Origin of the sequence: Williamwhitmania sp., assembly GCA_035529935.1 — a bacterium.
Taxonomy (GTDB): Bacteria; Bacteroidota; Bacteroidia; order Bacteroidales; family Williamwhitmaniaceae; genus Williamwhitmania.
In genome coordinates this window covers 17,210-33,933 of the sequence record DATKVT010000031.1, presented here as the reverse complement: position 1 = coordinate 33,933, position 16,724 = coordinate 17,210, and the positions used below count along the sequence as shown (strand labels likewise).

At 43.8% G+C, this 16,724-nt stretch carries 15 protein-coding genes; 6 read left to right on the top strand and 9 right to left on the bottom strand.

The features are described from left to right. From VMW01_02170 to VMW01_02145, 6 genes are all read left to right on the top strand, one after another. A partial coding sequence (locus tag VMW01_02170) for a DUF1732 domain-containing protein (GenBank protein ID HUW05043.1) occupies positions 1-524 on the top strand: 524 nt, incomplete at its 5' end. Between the two features lie 2 nt (positions 525-526). Beyond that, on the top strand, positions 527-1,096 hold the full coding sequence (gmk, locus tag VMW01_02165; GenBank protein HUW05042.1) for a guanylate kinase: 570 nt from the start codon (positions 527-529) through the stop codon (positions 1,094-1,096). Further along, on the top strand, positions 1,093-1,677 hold the full coding sequence (gene nadD, locus VMW01_02160) for a nicotinate (nicotinamide) nucleotide adenylyltransferase (protein ID HUW05041.1): 585 nt from the start codon (positions 1,093-1,095) through the stop codon (positions 1,675-1,677). The genes gmk and nadD overlap by 4 nt, the downstream gene beginning before the upstream one ends. Continuing rightward, entirely contained in the window at positions 1,674-1,958 is a 285-nt protein-coding gene (locus VMW01_02155) for a tetratricopeptide repeat protein (protein HUW05040.1), read from the top strand. The genes nadD and VMW01_02155 overlap by 4 nt, the downstream gene beginning before the upstream one ends. Before the next feature lie 181 nt (positions 1,959-2,139). Next, positions 2,140-3,006, top strand: coding sequence for a hypothetical protein (locus tag VMW01_02150; protein HUW05039.1), 867 nt, complete (start codon positions 2,140-2,142; stop codon positions 3,004-3,006). Between the two features lie 97 nt (positions 3,007-3,103). Then, complete coding sequence (locus VMW01_02145) at positions 3,104-5,638, top strand: ATP-binding protein (GenBank protein ID HUW05038.1); 2,535 nt, start codon at positions 3,104-3,106, stop codon at positions 5,636-5,638. Here VMW01_02145 and VMW01_02140 read toward each other — a convergent pair. The 9 genes from VMW01_02140 to VMW01_02100 all read right to left on the bottom strand — a co-directional run bounded on the left by VMW01_02140 (position 5,635) and on the right by VMW01_02100 (position 16,721). Next, the gene (locus VMW01_02140; protein ID HUW05037.1) at positions 5,635-6,987 is read right to left on the bottom strand and encodes a sigma-54 dependent transcriptional regulator; all 1,353 of its coding nucleotides are present in this window, start codon (positions 6,985-6,987) and stop codon (positions 5,635-5,637) included. The genes VMW01_02145 and VMW01_02140 overlap by 4 nt on opposite strands. A 516-nt stretch (positions 6,988-7,503) precedes the next feature. Continuing rightward, positions 7,504-8,055, bottom strand: a complete 552-nt coding sequence (locus tag VMW01_02135; protein ID HUW05036.1) for a 2-oxoacid:acceptor oxidoreductase family protein — start codon at positions 8,053-8,055, stop codon at positions 7,504-7,506. Between the two features lie 33 nt (positions 8,056-8,088). Further along, on the bottom strand, positions 8,089-8,850 hold the full coding sequence (locus VMW01_02130; GenBank protein HUW05035.1) for a thiamine pyrophosphate-dependent enzyme: 762 nt from the start codon (positions 8,848-8,850) through the stop codon (positions 8,089-8,091). A gap of 2 nt (positions 8,851-8,852) precedes the next feature. Continuing rightward, complete coding sequence (locus VMW01_02125; GenBank protein ID HUW05034.1) at positions 8,853-9,944, bottom strand: 3-methyl-2-oxobutanoate dehydrogenase subunit VorB; 1,092 nt, start codon at positions 9,942-9,944, stop codon at positions 8,853-8,855. A gap of 35 nt (positions 9,945-9,979) precedes the next feature. After that, positions 9,980-10,213 carry a 4Fe-4S binding protein gene (locus VMW01_02120; protein HUW05033.1) on the bottom strand — a complete coding sequence of 78 codons (234 nt, stop codon included), beginning with the start codon at positions 10,211-10,213 and terminating at the stop codon, positions 9,980-9,982. A gap of 75 nt (positions 10,214-10,288) precedes the next feature. Then, a complete protein-coding gene (locus VMW01_02115) occupies positions 10,289-11,638 on the bottom strand; it encodes a pyridoxal phosphate-dependent aminotransferase (protein ID HUW05032.1) in 1,350 nt (449 codons plus the stop codon). 238 nt (positions 11,639-11,876) lie between these two features. Further along, the gene (gene speA / locus VMW01_02110; GenBank protein HUW05031.1) at positions 11,877-13,769 is read right to left on the bottom strand and encodes a biosynthetic arginine decarboxylase; all 1,893 of its coding nucleotides are present in this window, start codon (positions 13,767-13,769) and stop codon (positions 11,877-11,879) included. A gap of 323 nt (positions 13,770-14,092) precedes the next feature. After that, the gene (locus VMW01_02105; protein ID HUW05030.1) at positions 14,093-14,662 is read right to left on the bottom strand and encodes a pentapeptide repeat-containing protein; all 570 of its coding nucleotides are present in this window, start codon (positions 14,660-14,662) and stop codon (positions 14,093-14,095) included. Positions 14,663-14,807: 145 nt separating this feature from the next. Then, the gene (locus tag VMW01_02100; protein HUW05029.1) at positions 14,808-16,721 is read right to left on the bottom strand and encodes a tail fiber domain-containing protein; all 1,914 of its coding nucleotides are present in this window, start codon (positions 16,719-16,721) and stop codon (positions 14,808-14,810) included. Positions 16,722-16,724 lie beyond the last annotated feature (3 nt).

Here is a 16,724-nt window from a genome sequence, read left to right as displayed (position 1 = left end):
TTCTCAAAGCAGAAAGGATTGAACTTAATGCTGACGAATGGGCCATGGTATCGAAGGCCGTCACCGAAGCAATAGGCCAGTTCAACCAATTCAGGGATCAGGAGGGCAAAGCGCTCCAACTGGATTTTGAACACCGTATTGCTGCCATTGCACAGCGCCTAGACTCCATTGAACCATATGAAAAAGAGCGCGTTGAAGCAGTAAAAACTCGGCTTTCCGATGCCTTCGCCGAACTCAGCAACCAGCCCGATCCCGACCGCTTCCAGCAGGAAGTAATTTTCTACCTTGAAAAACTCGATGTGAATGAGGAAAAAGTTAGGCTTCGCAACCACTTAAAATACTTTACTTCTACCATAAACGAGGAAGAAAATGTAGGACGAAAGTTGGGCTTTATTGCACAGGAGATGGGACGCGAAATTAACACCCTTGGCTCGAAGGCAAACCATGCCGCTATTCAAAAATTTGTGGTGGAGATGAAGGATGAGCTAGAAAAAATTAAGGAACAAGTTCTCAACGTGCTGTAGCAATGGGTGGTAAACTGGTAATCGTTTCGGCTCCCTCGGGAGCAGGTAAAACTACCATTGTAAGAAAGATGCTGGAGCAGTTTGGCTCCTTGAAATTCTCGATATCGGCCTGTAGCCGCCCCAAGCGAAACGGTGAAGCCGAAGGAGTAGACTACTATTTCTTGACGCCAGACCTTTTTCGTAGTAAAATAGAAGCTGGCGATTTTGTGGAGTGGGAAGAAGTTTATCCTGGCAGCTACTATGGAACCCTTCGCTCGGAAATTGAAGCCATATGGAACAGCGGACATCACGTAATTTTTGACGTTGATGTAATGGGCGGGCTCAAGCTAAAATCGCTCTTTGGTGATGCCGCTCTGGCCATCTTTGTAATGCCACCATCAGTTGATGAGCTGAAAAAACGTCTGGAATGTCGCTCCACCGAAAGTGCTGAAACACTTGCAACAAGAATTGCAAAAGCAGAAACTGAAATTAGCTTTGCGCCCAAGTTCGACAACATATTAGTCAACGACAATTTGCAGGAGGCTATTGCAAAAGCGGCAACCTTGGTTAAATCTTTTCTGGACGGAGTATGAAAAAGGTCGGCCTATTCTTCGGCTCATTTAACCCAGTTCACATCGGGCATCTGGCAATTGCAAATTACTGCGCCGAATTTACGGACCTTGAGGAGATTTGGTTAATTCCCAGCCCTCACAATCCATTGAAAGATAAGGAAGAACTCGCTAGCCCAGAAGCCCGTGTCCACATGCTTCAAATTGCAGTCGAGAAAAGGCATCCAAAGCTTAAAATTTGCCTCGACGAGCTCCAGTTGCCTACCCCTTCCTACACCTACCAAACCCTTGAGCATCTGCACCACAAGCATCCCAACCTGAATTTCACCCTAATTATGGGTGAGGATAGCCTACAATCGTTTCACCTCTGGAGGAATTTCACAGGCATTGCGGAACTTGCAAGACTAATGGTATATCCACGGTTCACCTCTAACGATAATGCAACAATAACTTCTTCGATCAACTACACGAAGGTTAGCGCGCCCCGGCTTGATATCTCCTCCACTCAAATTCGTGAATGGTTGGCAAACCATCATGATATTCGAATGTTTCTCCCAAATGGAGTATTCGAGTTCATCATTCAAAATAATCTGTATCACAAATGAACCTCAAACAGAACATAGACAAAGCAAGAAACTTGGCCGATAACTATAAAATAGAAGAAGCAAAACAACTTCTTAACGACATTTTGGCCAAACACCCAGATAGCGATGAAGCATACTATATCCTTGGCAATATTGCTCGGAGAGAAACTAACTTTGGACATGCTATTAACTGTTACACCAAAGCATTAGAAATAAACCCGGAGAACACTTCAGCTATCAGTGCCATTGAAATGCTTAACGAGATTCTGGCCTATAGAAATACTGACCTTATCAATCCATAATACTTAAAGGATTAATAACTCGCCATAATCCACACTGCTATTCCCCAAGGTGTAGATTTTTATTCCCAACAGTTGTTTATCAAAAAAAACTAATTTGCTCTATATCTGAGCTTTAAAATGTCGTATATTTATGGCTCACAGATTGCAATAATAGTTACACAATTTAAACACACATTAAACCATGAAGAAATTACTGCTAGGAATTGCAATAGCCGCAGCGCTTACTGCCTGCAACCAGAAAGAAAAAGCACAAATTGCGCAACTACAAACCGAAAAGGCCCAAATGGCTAAAGATGCCGCCTCTAAAGACTCGGTTATCAACCAGTTTTTTGAGTCGCTAAATCAAATTGAGTCAAGTTTAGGCGAGATTAAAATGAAAGAATCCACCATTTCAAAAGAAACAGCAAAGGGTGGAGAACTCAGCAAAGATTCACGTGCTCGTATCAACGACGACATCAAGGTTATTAACGACCTGATGAATAAGAACAAGAGATCCATTTCCTGGTTAAGGAAGCAGCTGAAAGAGTCGAACATCAAGATTGAAGAGCTGCAGAAAATGATAGAAAAGACCAATCTACTTCTTGTAGAAAAGGATTCTACCATCTCTCAGCTGAAGGATAACCTTACTAAGCTGAACTTCTCTATCCAGTCGCTCAACGATACACTCACCACCGTAAAGCAAGAAAACGCTAAGTTGGCGGGAGTTGTTGCCACGAAAACTAACGAGATGAATCAGGCTTACTTCATCATGGGCACTGAAAAGGAGCTTGTAGCCAAAGGGATTGTGGTTAAAGAAGGTGGTTTTCTTGGCCTTGGTAAGTCCATTAAACTTGCCTCAGCACCCAGCGACAACAGCTTCACCCCAGTGGACATGAGAACGCTAAACTCCATTCCATTAACAGCAAGGAAAATTACTCTTGTAACCCCTCATCCTGCAGATTCTTACGAAATTGTTGGAACACAAAACAAGGTTACCGAATTGGTTATTAAAGATTCAAAAGCCTTCTGGCAAAAATCAAAATACTTGGTAATCGCCATCGAAAAATAGTTTAACTTTAGCAAGGTTGAATAAAGAAGGAGCTGCTCTAAAAAGGGCAGCTTCTCTCATTTAATAGCTATCTTAGGCACACTATTTAATAGTGTCGATGCCAAACGTTGAAAAGCGTAAAATTACTGGAAAGGTGGCTGGAGGATTCTTCATTCTGCTGCTGCTGGTTGCTGCCGCAATTTACCTACTCCTCTTCCAAGCCAACAAGGCAAAACCATACAGAGAAGCTGCTGAACTTGCCGGAAAAAAAGCCGCCGTTGTAAATAGCATGCTTTCCCGCCTGCTGGAAGAGGAGCGATTGGGAAGAGCCTTCATTATCTCAGCCGACGGACGCTTCCTTAGGGCATATCTAAATAATCTTCAGCAACTAAAAAATGACCTAGAATTACTGAAGGAAGAAAATGCAGAAAACAAGAACCAACTTGCTCGAATCCGAAGAGTTGATTTGCTAATTACCCAAAAGCAACAAATCTTCGAAAGCATGTTTGCCCTAAAAAAGCAATATATTCTCGACACACTAACCAGGGACTCCATTCTCAATTTTGCCCAAAGAATTTCCGATTCCATTAGGGTAACTAAAACTATTCTGGACCGGCATACAATTGAGCGGATTCCAATAAAGATTGAGCCAGAGAAAAAGACAGGGTTTCTCAAACGATTCTGGAATTCAATAACCGGTGAAAAAGACGAAGAGGAGCAACCGGCAACACCTCTCCCTAAAATCGAAACCAGATTGGATACATCCACAACGGCTATTTTTAGGCCCGACACTACTATTGCATTCATTAAAAACCAACTCATTGGATTCCGACAAAAGGAGCTATTGATAAACAAAGAAATTTCGCTTCAGGAAAGGAGGCTTCAGATAAATGATCAGCAAATTGCCAACGACATTCGAAAGCTGCTTTACCTTATTGAACAGGAAGAGCTACGCCTTTCCTCCCAGCGATCACAACAAACCGCAGCCCTGCAGCAAAAGCTCTATTTGTATTCACTTGGTCTTGGATTCAGCGGGCTGCTTACCATTCTAATTTTTTCAGTGCTCATTATGCGCGATCTTACACGCAGCGAATACTATCGCCAAGAGCTAGAAGCTGCAAGAGCGCTTGCCGAAGAACACCTTAAGGTAAAGGAGCAGTTTATGGCCACCATGAGCCACGAAATACGAACACCCATAACCTCCATAATTGGGTTTTCAGAACAGCTGGGGCAAACGAAACTGACAAATCAACAGCTAACCTATCAGTCCATTATCACCAAATCGTCGGAACATCTGCTTGGGCTAATTAACGACATCCTCGACTTTTCCAAAATAGAAGCCGGTATGATTAAGCTGGAGTGCACTCCTTTCTCGCCCTATGAAACGCTCATGGAGGCAATCGAAATTGTGGCACCCAAAGCGCGCGACAAGAAACTTACACTCTACCATACTATTGAATTTAAACCTACACTCACGTTCAAAGGGGACCCACTTCGGCTACGCCAGCTGGCGATAAACATTCTGGGCAATGCTGTTAAGTTCACTGAGAATGGTAGCGTAAAGTTAAAGGCATCAACCGAAAAGTTGGATGGCAAGACTTTACAACTACGCCTTTTTATTGAAGATACAGGTATCGGCATTCCTATGGAGTTGCAGAGCGATATTTTTAAAGAATTTACACAAACGGAAGCTGGAATAACCAGAAAATATGGAGGGACAGGCCTTGGACTTGCAATTTCTAAACGTCTAGTTGAACTGCAGAATGGAAAAATTGGCGTTACCAGCATCCCTGGAAAAGGATCGGAATTCTATGTGGTGATACCCTATGAGACCTCTGCGGACGAATTTCAAGAACGAAAATCATCTTACACTCAGATCTCAGCTCATGCGCTTACCGGCTTCCAAATTTTACTGGCAGAAGACGATGCCACCACCCAGCTCCTTACAAAAGGGATATTAGAGAAATATGGGGCCGCAGTAGACGCTGTATCCAATGGCCGACAGGCACTCGATCTACTCAAGGAGAATGGGGAAAGTTACCATCTTCTGATTTCAGATGTACACATGCCAGAGATGGGAGGTCTGGAGCTAGTTCAGCAGGTTATGGCTAGCACCGAATGGAAGCAGATACCCACCCTTTGCGTAACCGCAAATAATACAGAAGCAGAAAAACGTACCTTCATCGGCGCCGGATTTAGCGAGGTGCTTGTAAAACCATTTTACGAGTACCAGCTGCTTGAAAAAGTAGGGTCACTACTCAACCTTTCATTTGAGTCGATAACCACCGAAAATCAAACGCCACAAATGGGTGGGCTCTCCTTTGCAGGCATACGACAGTTTACCGGTGATGATTCAGCCGCCTTTACCGCTGTGCTCTCGTCTCTCAAGGATAATATTGAAATGACATCGAAACGATTCGAAGAGGCATTAAAGGCTGAGGACCAAAATGAGATTGCCAACTTGGCCCATAGGATTTTGCCCCACTTTAGTCAGCTAAAAGCCACAGAAGTGGCCTTGCTCCTCACCGAACTAGAGGAGTTAAGAAAAAAGCCCGAAAGCAATTTGGCAATTGTTGAAAAGAAGGTAGCCACACTGATTGCTCAACTCAGCGAGACAACACGGGCAATAGAAGCGGAATTATTGGAAAGTTAAAAATCAATATCATACTGTTTCATCTTATTGTAGAGAGTTTTTCTATCGATGTTTAGCAGCTGAGCAGCTTTGGTCTTGTTGTATTTTACCTTTTCCAAGGTTTGAAGAATAAGTTCATGTTCACCCTTAGCGGCAGCCCCCCGAAGAGAACGCTCCTCCTCATTATGGTTATTGTGTTTTGTGCTCTCCTTGACCAACTCTTCCGGTAAGGCTTCAATACCAACAATCGGCCCCTTGCTAAGCAGCACCGAACGCTTCACCACATTTTTAAGTTCACGAAGATTGCCAGGCCAAGAATAAGTTGTAAAAACGTGCATTACCTCCCCTGAGAGTCCTTCAACCGTCCTATTCAGTTCAACGTTTGCTGTCGCCAAAAAGTGATCAACAAATTCCGGCAAATCGGCCCTACGGTCCCGAAGCGGATGCACCACAACCGAAAATTCATTTAACCTATGAAACAAATCTTCCCTAAAGTTTCCCTGCTGCACCTCAATGCGTAAATCGTCATTGGTGGCAGCCAAAATGCGAATATCAACTGGTATTTCACTGTTTGCCCCCACCCGCCTAATCCTCCGCTCCTGAAGTACTCTTAAAAGCTGCATCTGCACCTCATAGCTCAAGTTACCAACCTCGTCGAGAAAAAGCGTTCCTCCGTTGGCTGCCTCAAACTGCCCCACCTTATCGTTGATAGCACCGGTAAACGAACCTTTTAAATGGCCAAAAAATTCGCTGGCAGCCAAATCTTTAGGTAAAGCACCACAGTCGATGGCTACAAATGGTTTATCACGTCTATCGCTGAGCTCATGTATTCGACGGGCAACGAATTCCTTCCCCGTTCCACTTTCGCCAATAATCAACACCGACATTGCAGTTGGAGCTACCAGATGAATATATTCCAGCGTTTTGAGTGCAACCGAGCTGGTACCATCAACAAACCGCGATACTGATTCCTTCTTCACCTTTCTTACCGCCCGATTCTCCTTGCCCGAATCGACCTTTAATGCCGCAACGATAGTAGCCAAAATTTCATCCGGGCTAATGGGTTTGGCAACATATTCAAAGGCTCCCATCTTCATGGCTTGCACCGCAGTTCGGATATCGGCATAGCCAGTCATGAGCACCACAGGTATTTGCGGTTTCTCGCGCATTACCATCTCGAGCAAAGCAATTCCATCCTTGTCGGGTAATCGTAAATCGGAGAGAATAATATCTGGAACGAAGGTATTAAGCTTTTTACTCCCTTCAGAAAATGAAAATGCCTCCTCAACTTCATAACCCCTCTTTTGAAGGAAGGTTTTGAGCATTAAGCAGAAGGTTACATCATCGTCAACAATCAAAATTTTCACCATTCCCTAGCTCCTTTATTCGAAATCAATGTGTTAGTATTGGCCTAAAACACAAGTTTCAACACACAATAAGGCCTAAAGATATAACAAAAAAGTAAACCCGGATACGCTTTTCAGCGGCATCCGAGTTTACGGGAAGAGCTAGAAGGGTTTAATCTAAAAAGTTACCTGACAATGAAACCCCATTAAGGGAATTCATTAAGTATTAACCAATACAACTACATTAATGAAAATATTATGCCACAATTGCCATAACCAACACTGATATTATAAGTATTTGAATTTATGAAACATAATAAAACATAACCGTTCACTGGCTCAAAATACTGTAGAGTTTTTTCCACACATTGGGTAGCCCAAATTGTGGAAGAATAGTTCGCATAAAAAATTCTGTCCTACCCTCAACATGAAAACTGAAGTTGTGCTGTTTAGCATTGCAGCGAAATCCAACTTATAAACCCCTCTAAAGCAAAAAACCGCCCCTATGAAAGGGACGGTTATTTATACAGTGGCAGCAAGCTATAGCTTATGAACTTCTTGAACAATCGCCATGCCCTTGGTAATAGCTTCCTCGTTTTGTGGAATAAGATTATGGTGACGGTCAGGTAGTGATTTCTTTAACCCCTTTATAATGTTTTCCATTTTCACCAAGGGTTTAATCTTAAGGTAAGCACCAAGAACAATCATGTTGAACGACTTGGCGCTATGCATTCTAGCCGCCTCTTCGGCTGCCTCAACCTTGTATACATTGATATCCTTGCGCTCTGGGTGGCGAGTAATGCCGTTGGGATCGTAGATGAGCATACCACCCGGCTTTACGTGCTTCTCAAACTTATCAAGCGACTGTTGATTGAGGATAATGGCCGTATCAAATTCCTGAACGATGGGCGAGCTAATGCGGCTATCGCTGAGAATTACAATAACGTTGGCAGTTCCGCCGCGCATCTCTGGACCATACGATGGCATCCAGGAAACTTCTTGGTTCTGCATTACGCCAGAGTATGCCAATATCTTACCCATAGAAAGTACACCTTGACCACCAAACCCTGCTATAATTATTTCTTCTTTCATCTTCTGCAATGTTTAAAGAATTAACACCAAAGGCTACTCATCTTTCATATCACCCAGCGGATAAAATGGGAACATATTCTCCACCATCCACTCGTTCGCCTTTACAGGAGATAACTTCCAGCCTGAACTGCAGGTTGAAACGATCTCCACAAATGAAGTACCTTTTTTCTTACCAGAGTTTTCAAAAGCCTTGTGGATGGCCTTTTTTGCCTTGCGCACTGCGGCTGGAGTTTGAACCGACTGACGCGTAACAAAGCAGGTTCCGGGAAGTTGAGCTATGAGCTCGGTAATTTTAAGAGGATGACCATTAAGCTCAACGTTACGACCATAAGGTGTAGTAGCTGTTTTCATGCCAATTAAGGTGGTAGGAGCCATCTGGCCACCTGTCATACCATATATGGCGTTATTTATGAAAATTACCACAATGTTTTCTCCGCGGTTGCAGGCGTGCATAATTTCGGCCGTTCCAATGGAGGCCAAGTCGCCATCACCCTGATAGGTAAACACATACTTATCTGGATTAAGCCGCTTAGTAGCAGTTGCTAGGGCCGGCGCACGACCGTGAGCAGCTTGCTGCCAATCAATATCGAGATAGTTATAGGCTAGCACTGAACACCCTACAGGGGAAACACCAATGGTATTATCCTGAATCCCCATCTCCTCAATAACTTCAGCAATAAGGTTGTGCACCACACCGTGGCTACAGCCAGGACAGTAGTGCATCACATTATCGGTCAAAACCTTCGATTTTCTAAAAACCAGGTTTTCCTCCTTGATAATATCCTTTACATCCATGGTTACTTTCCTCCTTTGATAAAATGTTTTTTGAGAGAATCAACTACCTCGTTGGGGGTAGGAATCATTCCTCCTAAGCGGCCAAAGTGCTCAACCTGAACCTTTCCGTTCGCTGCTAAGCGAACGTCTTCAACCATTTGACCAGCGCTCATTTCCACAGAAAGAATTCCCTTCAGCTGCCCAAGCATTGCTTGAATTGCCTTTGTAGGATACGGGAATAGGGTGATTGGGCGCAACAGGCCTACCTTTATACCCTGCTCGCGAGCTATCTCAACTGCTTTTTGACAGATTCGGGCCGATGAGCCATAGGCAACCAGCATGAATTCTGCATCATCGCACATTATCTTCTCAAATCGAACTTCGTTCTCCTCAATAGCGCGATACTTGGCCTGCAGCTTATGGTTAAAAATCTCCTGGCGAGCAGAATCTAGCTCAAGGGAGGTTGCAACATGGCGTTCGCGGTTGGCCTTTTTCCCAGTAGTAGCCCAGCTGCCGTTGAGTTTCTCAATCTCCTCCTCGGTCCAGCGAGGCTTGAAATCGCTTAGTTCTACCTTTTCCATCATCTGGCCAATAACGCCATCGGAAAGAATCATGGCAGGATTGCGGTATTTGAATGCAAGTTCAAATGCAAGATCAACAAAATCGTTCATCTCCTGAACGGAAGCGGGCGCTAAAACAATGAGCTTGTAGTCGCCATGACCGCCACCCTTTACTGCCTGAAAATAGTCGCTTTGAGCAGGCTGTATGGTTCCTAATCCTGGACCTCCACGAACAACGTTTACTATCAAGCAAGGCAACTCAGCACCTGCTAGGTAGGTAAGCCCTTCGGCCATTAGGCTAACTCCAGGGCTAGATGAGGAGGTGAACACCTTTTTTCCGCAGGAGGCACCACCATAAAGCATATTGATAGAAGATACCTCACTCTCTGCCTGAAGAACGACCATACCCGTTTCCTCCCAGGGGCGGCGTAGCATGAGGGTTTCCATAACTTCGGACTGAGGGGTAATAGGGTAACCGAAATAGCCGTCACATCCGCAGCGGATAGCAGCCTCGGCAATAACCTCATTCCCCTTCATTAACCTTAATTCTCCCATTACACCAATGTTTTAATTGTTATTAATATTTTCTGCTAAGCCTCAGTAACCTTGGCCTTGTACACCGTGATAACGCTATCGGGGCAAACAAATGCGCAGTTAGCACAACCGATGCAGCTCTCAGGATTTTCCATGTAGGCAAAGTTGTACCCCTTGGAGTTCACCTCTTTTGCCAGACCAATTACCTTAGTGGGACAGTTGACAACGCAAACGCCGCAGCCCTTACATCTCTCCATGTCCACCACAATTGCTCCTCTTACTTTTGCCATATTTTCGAAGGATTTATCGTTAAAATTTTAGAATATATTTACTCAAAGGTTCTCTTTGTTCTGTAATTCTATGCCTTACGGGTGATTCTGATGAAATTGAACAAGCCGTTGCTCTAAAACTGGAATTTGTTTCTCGCTAACTTGAGAAACGCATGCCCGTAAGCCCTCAGTCCTTTCGCTGCCAGTAATGGTAAGCGAGATAGCACTTATTCCGTAGTATAAAAGTTCCTCAATCAGCTGATCGCCCGAAAATCCCGGATAGCTGATGGTGAAATAAAAGCCGTCAGCCAACGGCTGGTCCTCATCCATATCATACACCAGTTTGAAGCCATTCTTCAGAAATAATTGCTTCATTTGCTTAGCCCTAACCTCGTAAGCCTTCACGCTTTCCACAAAGTCGAACTCACCATCGTTTACTGCCTTTAGTATAGCCGCTAGGCCATACTGAGCCGAATGGCATGTTCCAGACGATAGCGAGTAAACCGCACCATAAACCATGGCATAACCAAAAATATCGGAGGAGAAATATCGTTTGAGGTCTGGAAATTGACGATTTGCCAGCGCTGTAGAAACCACCAACATACCAATTCTTTGACCAGCATAGCTGAACGCTTTTGAGCTGGATATCAGCAGCATGTAGTTGTTGGTGTAATTAGCCACCGATGCCTGATACGGAGCAACTCCTGGTTTAGACAAATCTTTGCGGAAGTCCATGGCAAAGTAGGCCAAGTCCTCCACCACTACAACATCGTACTTGGTTGCTAACTCACCTATGATGCGTAGCTCTTCTTCACTAAAGCATATCCAAGATGGATTGTTGGGGTTCGAGTATAGAATGGTAGCAATTTCACCCTTACTCAAATAGCTCTCCAACTTATCCCTCAGCTTGGCGCCTCTATAGTTGTATACATCAAAGGTTTCAAAACCCATACCCAGCACCCGAAGTTGCTGCTTTTGAACCGGAAAACCGGGATCGATAAACAATGTCTTATCCTTCGCCACTACGCAACGGTTTGCCACAAGAAAGGCAGCCATACCACCCTGCATTGAGCCAACAGTAGGCAGGCAATACTTTTCGTCAACGTCGATGTTGATGAAATTTTTTACAAAGCGGGCGATCTCCTTTTTTAGAGGAGGAATGCCATCAATCATAGGATACTTGGAAGCAACTCCGCTTCTAAGAGCCTTTATCTCTGCTTCAATGCCAATGTTGGCGGGTTCCAATCCCGGCACCCCCATCTCCATTCGCACAAATTGTTCGCCAGTGGCAGCCTCAATCTCATTTACAAGTCTTACCAGTTCGCGAATGGTGGCTTTCCCAACACTGGCAAGGCCAGAGTCCTTTATTTTCCTGAAAACGACTTCGTTATTTATCGGTGTTACCTTCATAATCAGGGTGTTTTTTTCAAGCACAATTTTACTCATTATTTAGATAATTTGAAAGATATCGAATGTGTTTGATAACAATTTATAACCAATCTATAGTTTTAAGTAACTTTTTGACAGGCAAAAACCATTTTATCCCAAAATTGTAAATAAGGTAAGTTAAAAACTACCAGCACATAAATCTCTCTAGCCCCAAAAAACAGGTCTACCGGTAACCAAAAAAGGGTTCGTTTGCCAAAGCCCCCGAACCCTTTCAAAATATCTGTCTTGCTATAAACTACTCCAAATAGGTATAGCCATAGAGTCCTGAGCGGTACATGGAGAGGAATTCCTTTCCCTCCTCTGCCGTAATGATGCCATTTTTTACGGATGTGGTAACCCAAGTTTCAACGGTTCGAACCAACTTCTTAGAGTTATACTGCACGTAGTCGAGCACCTCTGCAACCGTTTCGCCGTCTATAATTTGGTCGATGCTGTACGAATCACGCCCAACAGATACGTGCACGGCATTGGTATCGCCAAAGAGGTTATGCAGATCACCTAGGATTTCCTGGTAAGCACCTACCAAAAATACGCCTAGGTAGTATGATTCCTTCGACTTTATGGAGTGAACCGGAAGATCGTGGGAGAAATTACGTGTGGAAATGAAGTTGTCAATCTTCCCGTCGGAATCGCAGGTAACATCCTGCAGGGTAGCCGAGCGGTCGGGCTTCTCATCGAGCCGTTGAATGGGCATGATGGGGAAAATTTGATCAATGGCCCATGAATCCGGAAGCGACTGGAATAGCGAGAAATTGCAAAAATACTTATCCGATAGCAACTTTGGTAATGGACGTAAATCTTCGGGAGTATGCTTGGTTTCTGCATTCATTTGGTTAATTTCCCGGGCAATTGACCAGAAAAGACGCTCTACCTGAGCCCTCGTTTTAAGGTCAATCAGACCAAGGCTGAAGCGATCAAGCGCCTCTTCCCTAATTTGCTGAGCATCGTGCCAAGTTTCCAGCATTCGAGTTTGATTGAGCGTTTCCCAAAGTGAATAAAGATCACGAACCAGCTCGTGGGCATCGGCCCCAACCACCTCTTCATCATCCCATGAAGGTGTGGAGGTGGTTTCCAACACCTCAAAAATCAAAACAGAATGGTGGGCAGTAAGTGAACGACCCGATTCCGTTATAACATTAGGGTGTGGAATATTATTCTTATTGGCAGCATCCACAAAGGTGAAGATGGAGTCGTTTACATACTCCTGAATTGAGTAGTTAACGCTGCTTTCGCTGTTGGAAGAGCGGGTTCCATCGTAGTCTACACCAAGTCCACCTCCTATATCTACAAAATCGATATGGAATCCATACTTGTATAGCTGCACATAGAACTGCGACGCTTCTCTAAGCGCTATCTTAATTCGCCTAATTTTGTTTACTTGGCTTCCAATGTGAAAGTGAATCAGACGAAGGCAATCTTTCAATTTATTCTTTTCGAGAAAGTCGACTGCCTCAAGCAGCTCGCTGGAAGTAAGTCCAAACTTACTTACATCACCGCCGGAATCTTCCCACTTGCCGCTACCTGAACTGGCAAGCTTAATTCGAATCCCAATGTTTGGTTTAATTTTAAGGCGTCGCGAAATGGTTGCAATCAACTTTAGCTCGTTGAGCTTTTCAACCACAATATAAATGCGCTTACCCATTTTCTGGGCTAACAGCGCAAGCTCAATGTAATCCTCGTCCTTATAACCATTGCAAATAATAAGAGACTCCGTATCGGTGTTGATTGCCAACACCGCATGCAGCTCAGGCTTTGACCCAGCCTCCAACCCAATGTTGAACTTTTTTCCATGGCTAACAATTTCCTCAACCACAGGACGCATCTGGTTTACCTTGATGGGGTAAATAATAAAGTTTTGCCCCTTATAATCATACTCCTCGGCTGCAATTTTAAAGCAACTCCACATCTTTTCGATACGGTTATCCAAAATATCGGGAAACCGAATTAACATGGGTGCCGATACGTCACGAATCAGTAGCTCTTCAACCAACTCATGCAAATCGACTGCTACGCCATTCTTCTTTGGAGTTACAATCACATTGCCCTTTTCGTTAATCGAAAAGTAATTAACCCCCCAGCCAGTAATGTTATACAGTTCGGCCGAATCTTCAATACGCCATTTTCTCATTAGCGAAAATAATTACCGCTTTAATAATTTATACCTAAGATAGTTAATCACAAAAAAATCGTAGCGAAAATAGGCATTGTTTGCCAATAAGGCCCAAGGTTTTTTACATTTTTTACGACAGAGGCCAATAATTATGCGAAGGAACTTCGAAAGGCCAATTCAAAATATCTGACAGATGAATTAAAAACAGCTGATGTATAGCAACTTGAGATCAAATTATTACCAGAATTCTCATCTTGCATGCGTATACAAAATCGGTTAACTAGTTACCATTGCCAATAATTCAAATACCATGCTGTTGCACGCACTCCTTCAGCCAACGTTTAGAATACCTCGATATCGTAACTATGCAGAAGTCCAACCACCTCTGGTAGCGAAAACTTTGCCTTCCGAATACGATTAATTGCTGGATTAATAGAATAGCCAGAAGCAGAGGTAAAATCGGCTCGTTCAAGATTAGTTCTGTCAAAAATTGCACCCACCAAATTGCTACCGCTAAAATTGGCCTCCACCAATGTTGCCTCTGAGAAGTTGGTCTCCTCCAGCAGGCAGTTTATGAATTTAGCTCCTTTAAGGTTAAGTCCAAAAAAGAATGCATAGCTCAAATTGCATTCTTCAAACGACATAGAAAGCAAGAACTTTCGAACCTTACTAAAATCCATGCCCATGAGCTTACAACCCCTGAAAACAGCATTTGTAAAAATTGTTTCCTGCACCTGCACCATGCTGAGGTTACAAAACTCGAATTGACAATCAACAAACTCACTCCCAGAAAGGTTTAGGCCAGTGAAGTCACAGCTTCGAAAGAGACATCCACTGAACTCAAAACATTGAATGTCTTGTAGTAATTTTAAATTCTCGAATTTTTGGTCTTCAAAAAGAGCATTTGCCATAGTAGAAAAATTTGCGCCCAAATTAATTATACAAAAGTAAGCAACCACCTGCAATTAGAAAGCAAGAGCGAACAATCCTTTAACTGATTCTAAAAAAAAGACCCGAAACCAAAGCTTCGGGTCCCCTGAGGAGGAATTTAACTTGCTACTTTTTGGTAGCTTTGAGCAAATCGAGAATCTCTTTGACCTGTTTGCGCAGCTCCTCGTTATCTTTTTTGAGCTGGTCAATGGTCTTCTGCTGCTCCTTCATGGCCTCCACAAGCAGAGCCGTAACTGGAGCGTATTGCATTGTATATTTGTCATCTTCCTTCGAATAATTCACCACCTCTGGAATCACCTTTTCAGCCTCCTGTGCAATAAATCCCATTTGGGTTCTCTTCATGGTGGAATCCTTCCAAACAAAGTTTACTCCTCTAAGATTCAACACCTTACTCAAAGCATTAGGAATGGTAACGATATTGGTTTTTAATCGCATATCACTTAAAACACTCCAAGAGACAGCAAGAGCTGCGCCATTAATGGTTAACGTTTTTGCGCTAAAATCGCCTTGCATAAGGGCTTGAGTGGAGTTGTTGGCTATGTAGAGCTTATTTGAACCAGTTTCGTTTTGGCCAGCAGCCCTTCCAATAAAAACATTTCCAGTTCCTGCGGAGTTGGAGAGACCGGCCAAATGGCCTATGTAAACGTTGTAGTTACCAGTTGTATTGGAGGTTCCCGATTCCCGGCCAATAAACACGTTATCGCTACCAGAGGTGTTGGCCCAACCAGAATAACAGCCAATAAAGGTATTTCTGTAGCCGCTATTTGACTGATTTGATCCGCCGGCCATAGCTCCAAGGAAGGTATTTCCGTAACCAGTATTATTCTGTCCTGTCAAAGATCCCACAAACGTGTTTACCGAACCGTTGGTATTATTCTTTCCACTGAAAGCACCAATGTATAGATTCTGTTCCCCAACCGTATTGGCAAATCCCGCCTGATAGCCAATAAAAATATTGTTATCTCCATCAGTAGGATCCATATCGTCATGGTATCCAGTGGTGCTATAGCCTGCCTGATACCCCAAAAAGACATTGTACTGTCCCTTGTTTATTGAATACCCCGTCTGTTGACCAATAAAATAGTTATTTGGTGTCAATCGTAGGTAGTTGGTTGCAGCAACTCCGGCCGTTTGCCCGATACCAAAACCCTTGGTTGGATCGGCAGTGTAGATTCTTGTGCTGTCGGGGGAAATGGTTAAGATGTTACTTGTTAATCCTGCGCGTGTAGAATTTCGACCACTTACGGCAAATCCACCTTTGGCTGGTCGTCCAACTACGTTGCCAATATACACGGTTGTAGAATCGGGGGTTACACGCATAATATCGGTTGTGGTACCTCGGGTAGAGTTTCTACCGCTAACCGCAAATCCACCCTTTGCCGGACGGCCTGTCGCAGCCATATCCACTGTTACCTCTACCCCATCAGGATATACAGCAAATACTGGATTCCCGTTGATATCCTTCACCTCAAAGAGCGGAACAGTAGGGTCGCTGTCTGTTCCTTTAACCTCCAGCATGCCATTGGGCGTTGACGTGCCTATACCTACGTTGCCGCCATTGCTTGGATAAATACTACCACCTTGATTGATGGACCAATAGGATGAAGAGGAAGATTTTGCATAAAGTGCATAAGGAACCGACTGCATTTGCGAAGTTTCCCCACCAACAAATCCTGCACCATCTTTAAAATCAACCTCAGTTTTAAGATAAAAAGGTCCAGTTTGCCAAGGTATAGAGGAAAAAGTTCCTACGGTAGGTGTTCCCGCTCCTAAAACCAACGAAACTAATCCGTTTTGGTTTGTCTCTGCATCCGAGGTTTCCACATAAATCGGATTATTAGTTTCTAAGCCCTGAATTACCGAAAATCTAAACGTTACGCTCTTTTGAGCCACTGGATTTCCTGCTGCATCGCGCACCACCGATTGGTAGTTGAATCCTTCCGGCGCTTGTGCATAAACCTCATTCATAAAGAGGGTTATCAACAACGCTATCAATGTTAAAGGTAAATATCGTCTCATAAG

Bases quoted from the DNA above. Each gene is read 5' to 3' on its own strand.
- gmk (HUW05042.1), top strand. From the start codon at position 527: ATGGGTGGTAAACTGGTAATCGTTTCGGCTCCCTCGGGAGCAGGTAAA.
- nadD (HUW05041.1), top strand. From the start codon at position 1,093: ATGAAAAAGGTCGGCCTATTCTTCGGCTCATTTAACCCAGTTCACATC.
- VMW01_02155 (HUW05040.1), top strand. From the start codon at position 1,674: ATGAACCTCAAACAGAACATAGACAAAGCAAGAAACTTGGCCGATAAC.
- VMW01_02150 (HUW05039.1), top strand. From the start codon at position 2,140: ATGAAGAAATTACTGCTAGGAATTGCAATAGCCGCAGCGCTTACTGCC.
- VMW01_02145 (HUW05038.1), top strand. From the start codon at position 3,104: ATGCCAAACGTTGAAAAGCGTAAAATTACTGGAAAGGTGGCTGGAGGA.
- VMW01_02140 (HUW05037.1), bottom strand. From the start codon at position 6,987: ATGGTGAAAATTTTGATTGTTGACGATGATGTAACCTTCTGCTTAATG.
- VMW01_02135 (HUW05036.1), bottom strand. From the start codon at position 8,055: ATGAAAGAAGAAATAATTATAGCAGGGTTTGGTGGTCAAGGTGTACTT.
- VMW01_02130 (HUW05035.1), bottom strand. From the start codon at position 8,850: ATGGATGTAAAGGATATTATCAAGGAGGAAAACCTGGTTTTTAGAAAA.
- VMW01_02125 (HUW05034.1), bottom strand. From the start codon at position 9,944: ATGGGAGAATTAAGGTTAATGAAGGGGAATGAGGTTATTGCCGAGGCT.
- VMW01_02120 (HUW05033.1), bottom strand. From the start codon at position 10,213: ATGGCAAAAGTAAGAGGAGCAATTGTGGTGGACATGGAGAGATGTAAG.
- VMW01_02115 (HUW05032.1), bottom strand. From the start codon at position 11,638: ATGAGTAAAATTGTGCTTGAAAAAAACACCCTGATTATGAAGGTAACA.
- speA (HUW05031.1), bottom strand. From the start codon at position 13,769: ATGAGAAAATGGCGTATTGAAGATTCGGCCGAACTGTATAACATTACT.
- VMW01_02105 (HUW05030.1), bottom strand. From the start codon at position 14,662: ATGGCAAATGCTCTTTTTGAAGACCAAAAATTCGAGAATTTAAAATTA.
- VMW01_02100 (HUW05029.1), bottom strand. From the start codon at position 16,721: ATGAGACGATATTTACCTTTAACATTGATAGCGTTGTTGATAACCCTC.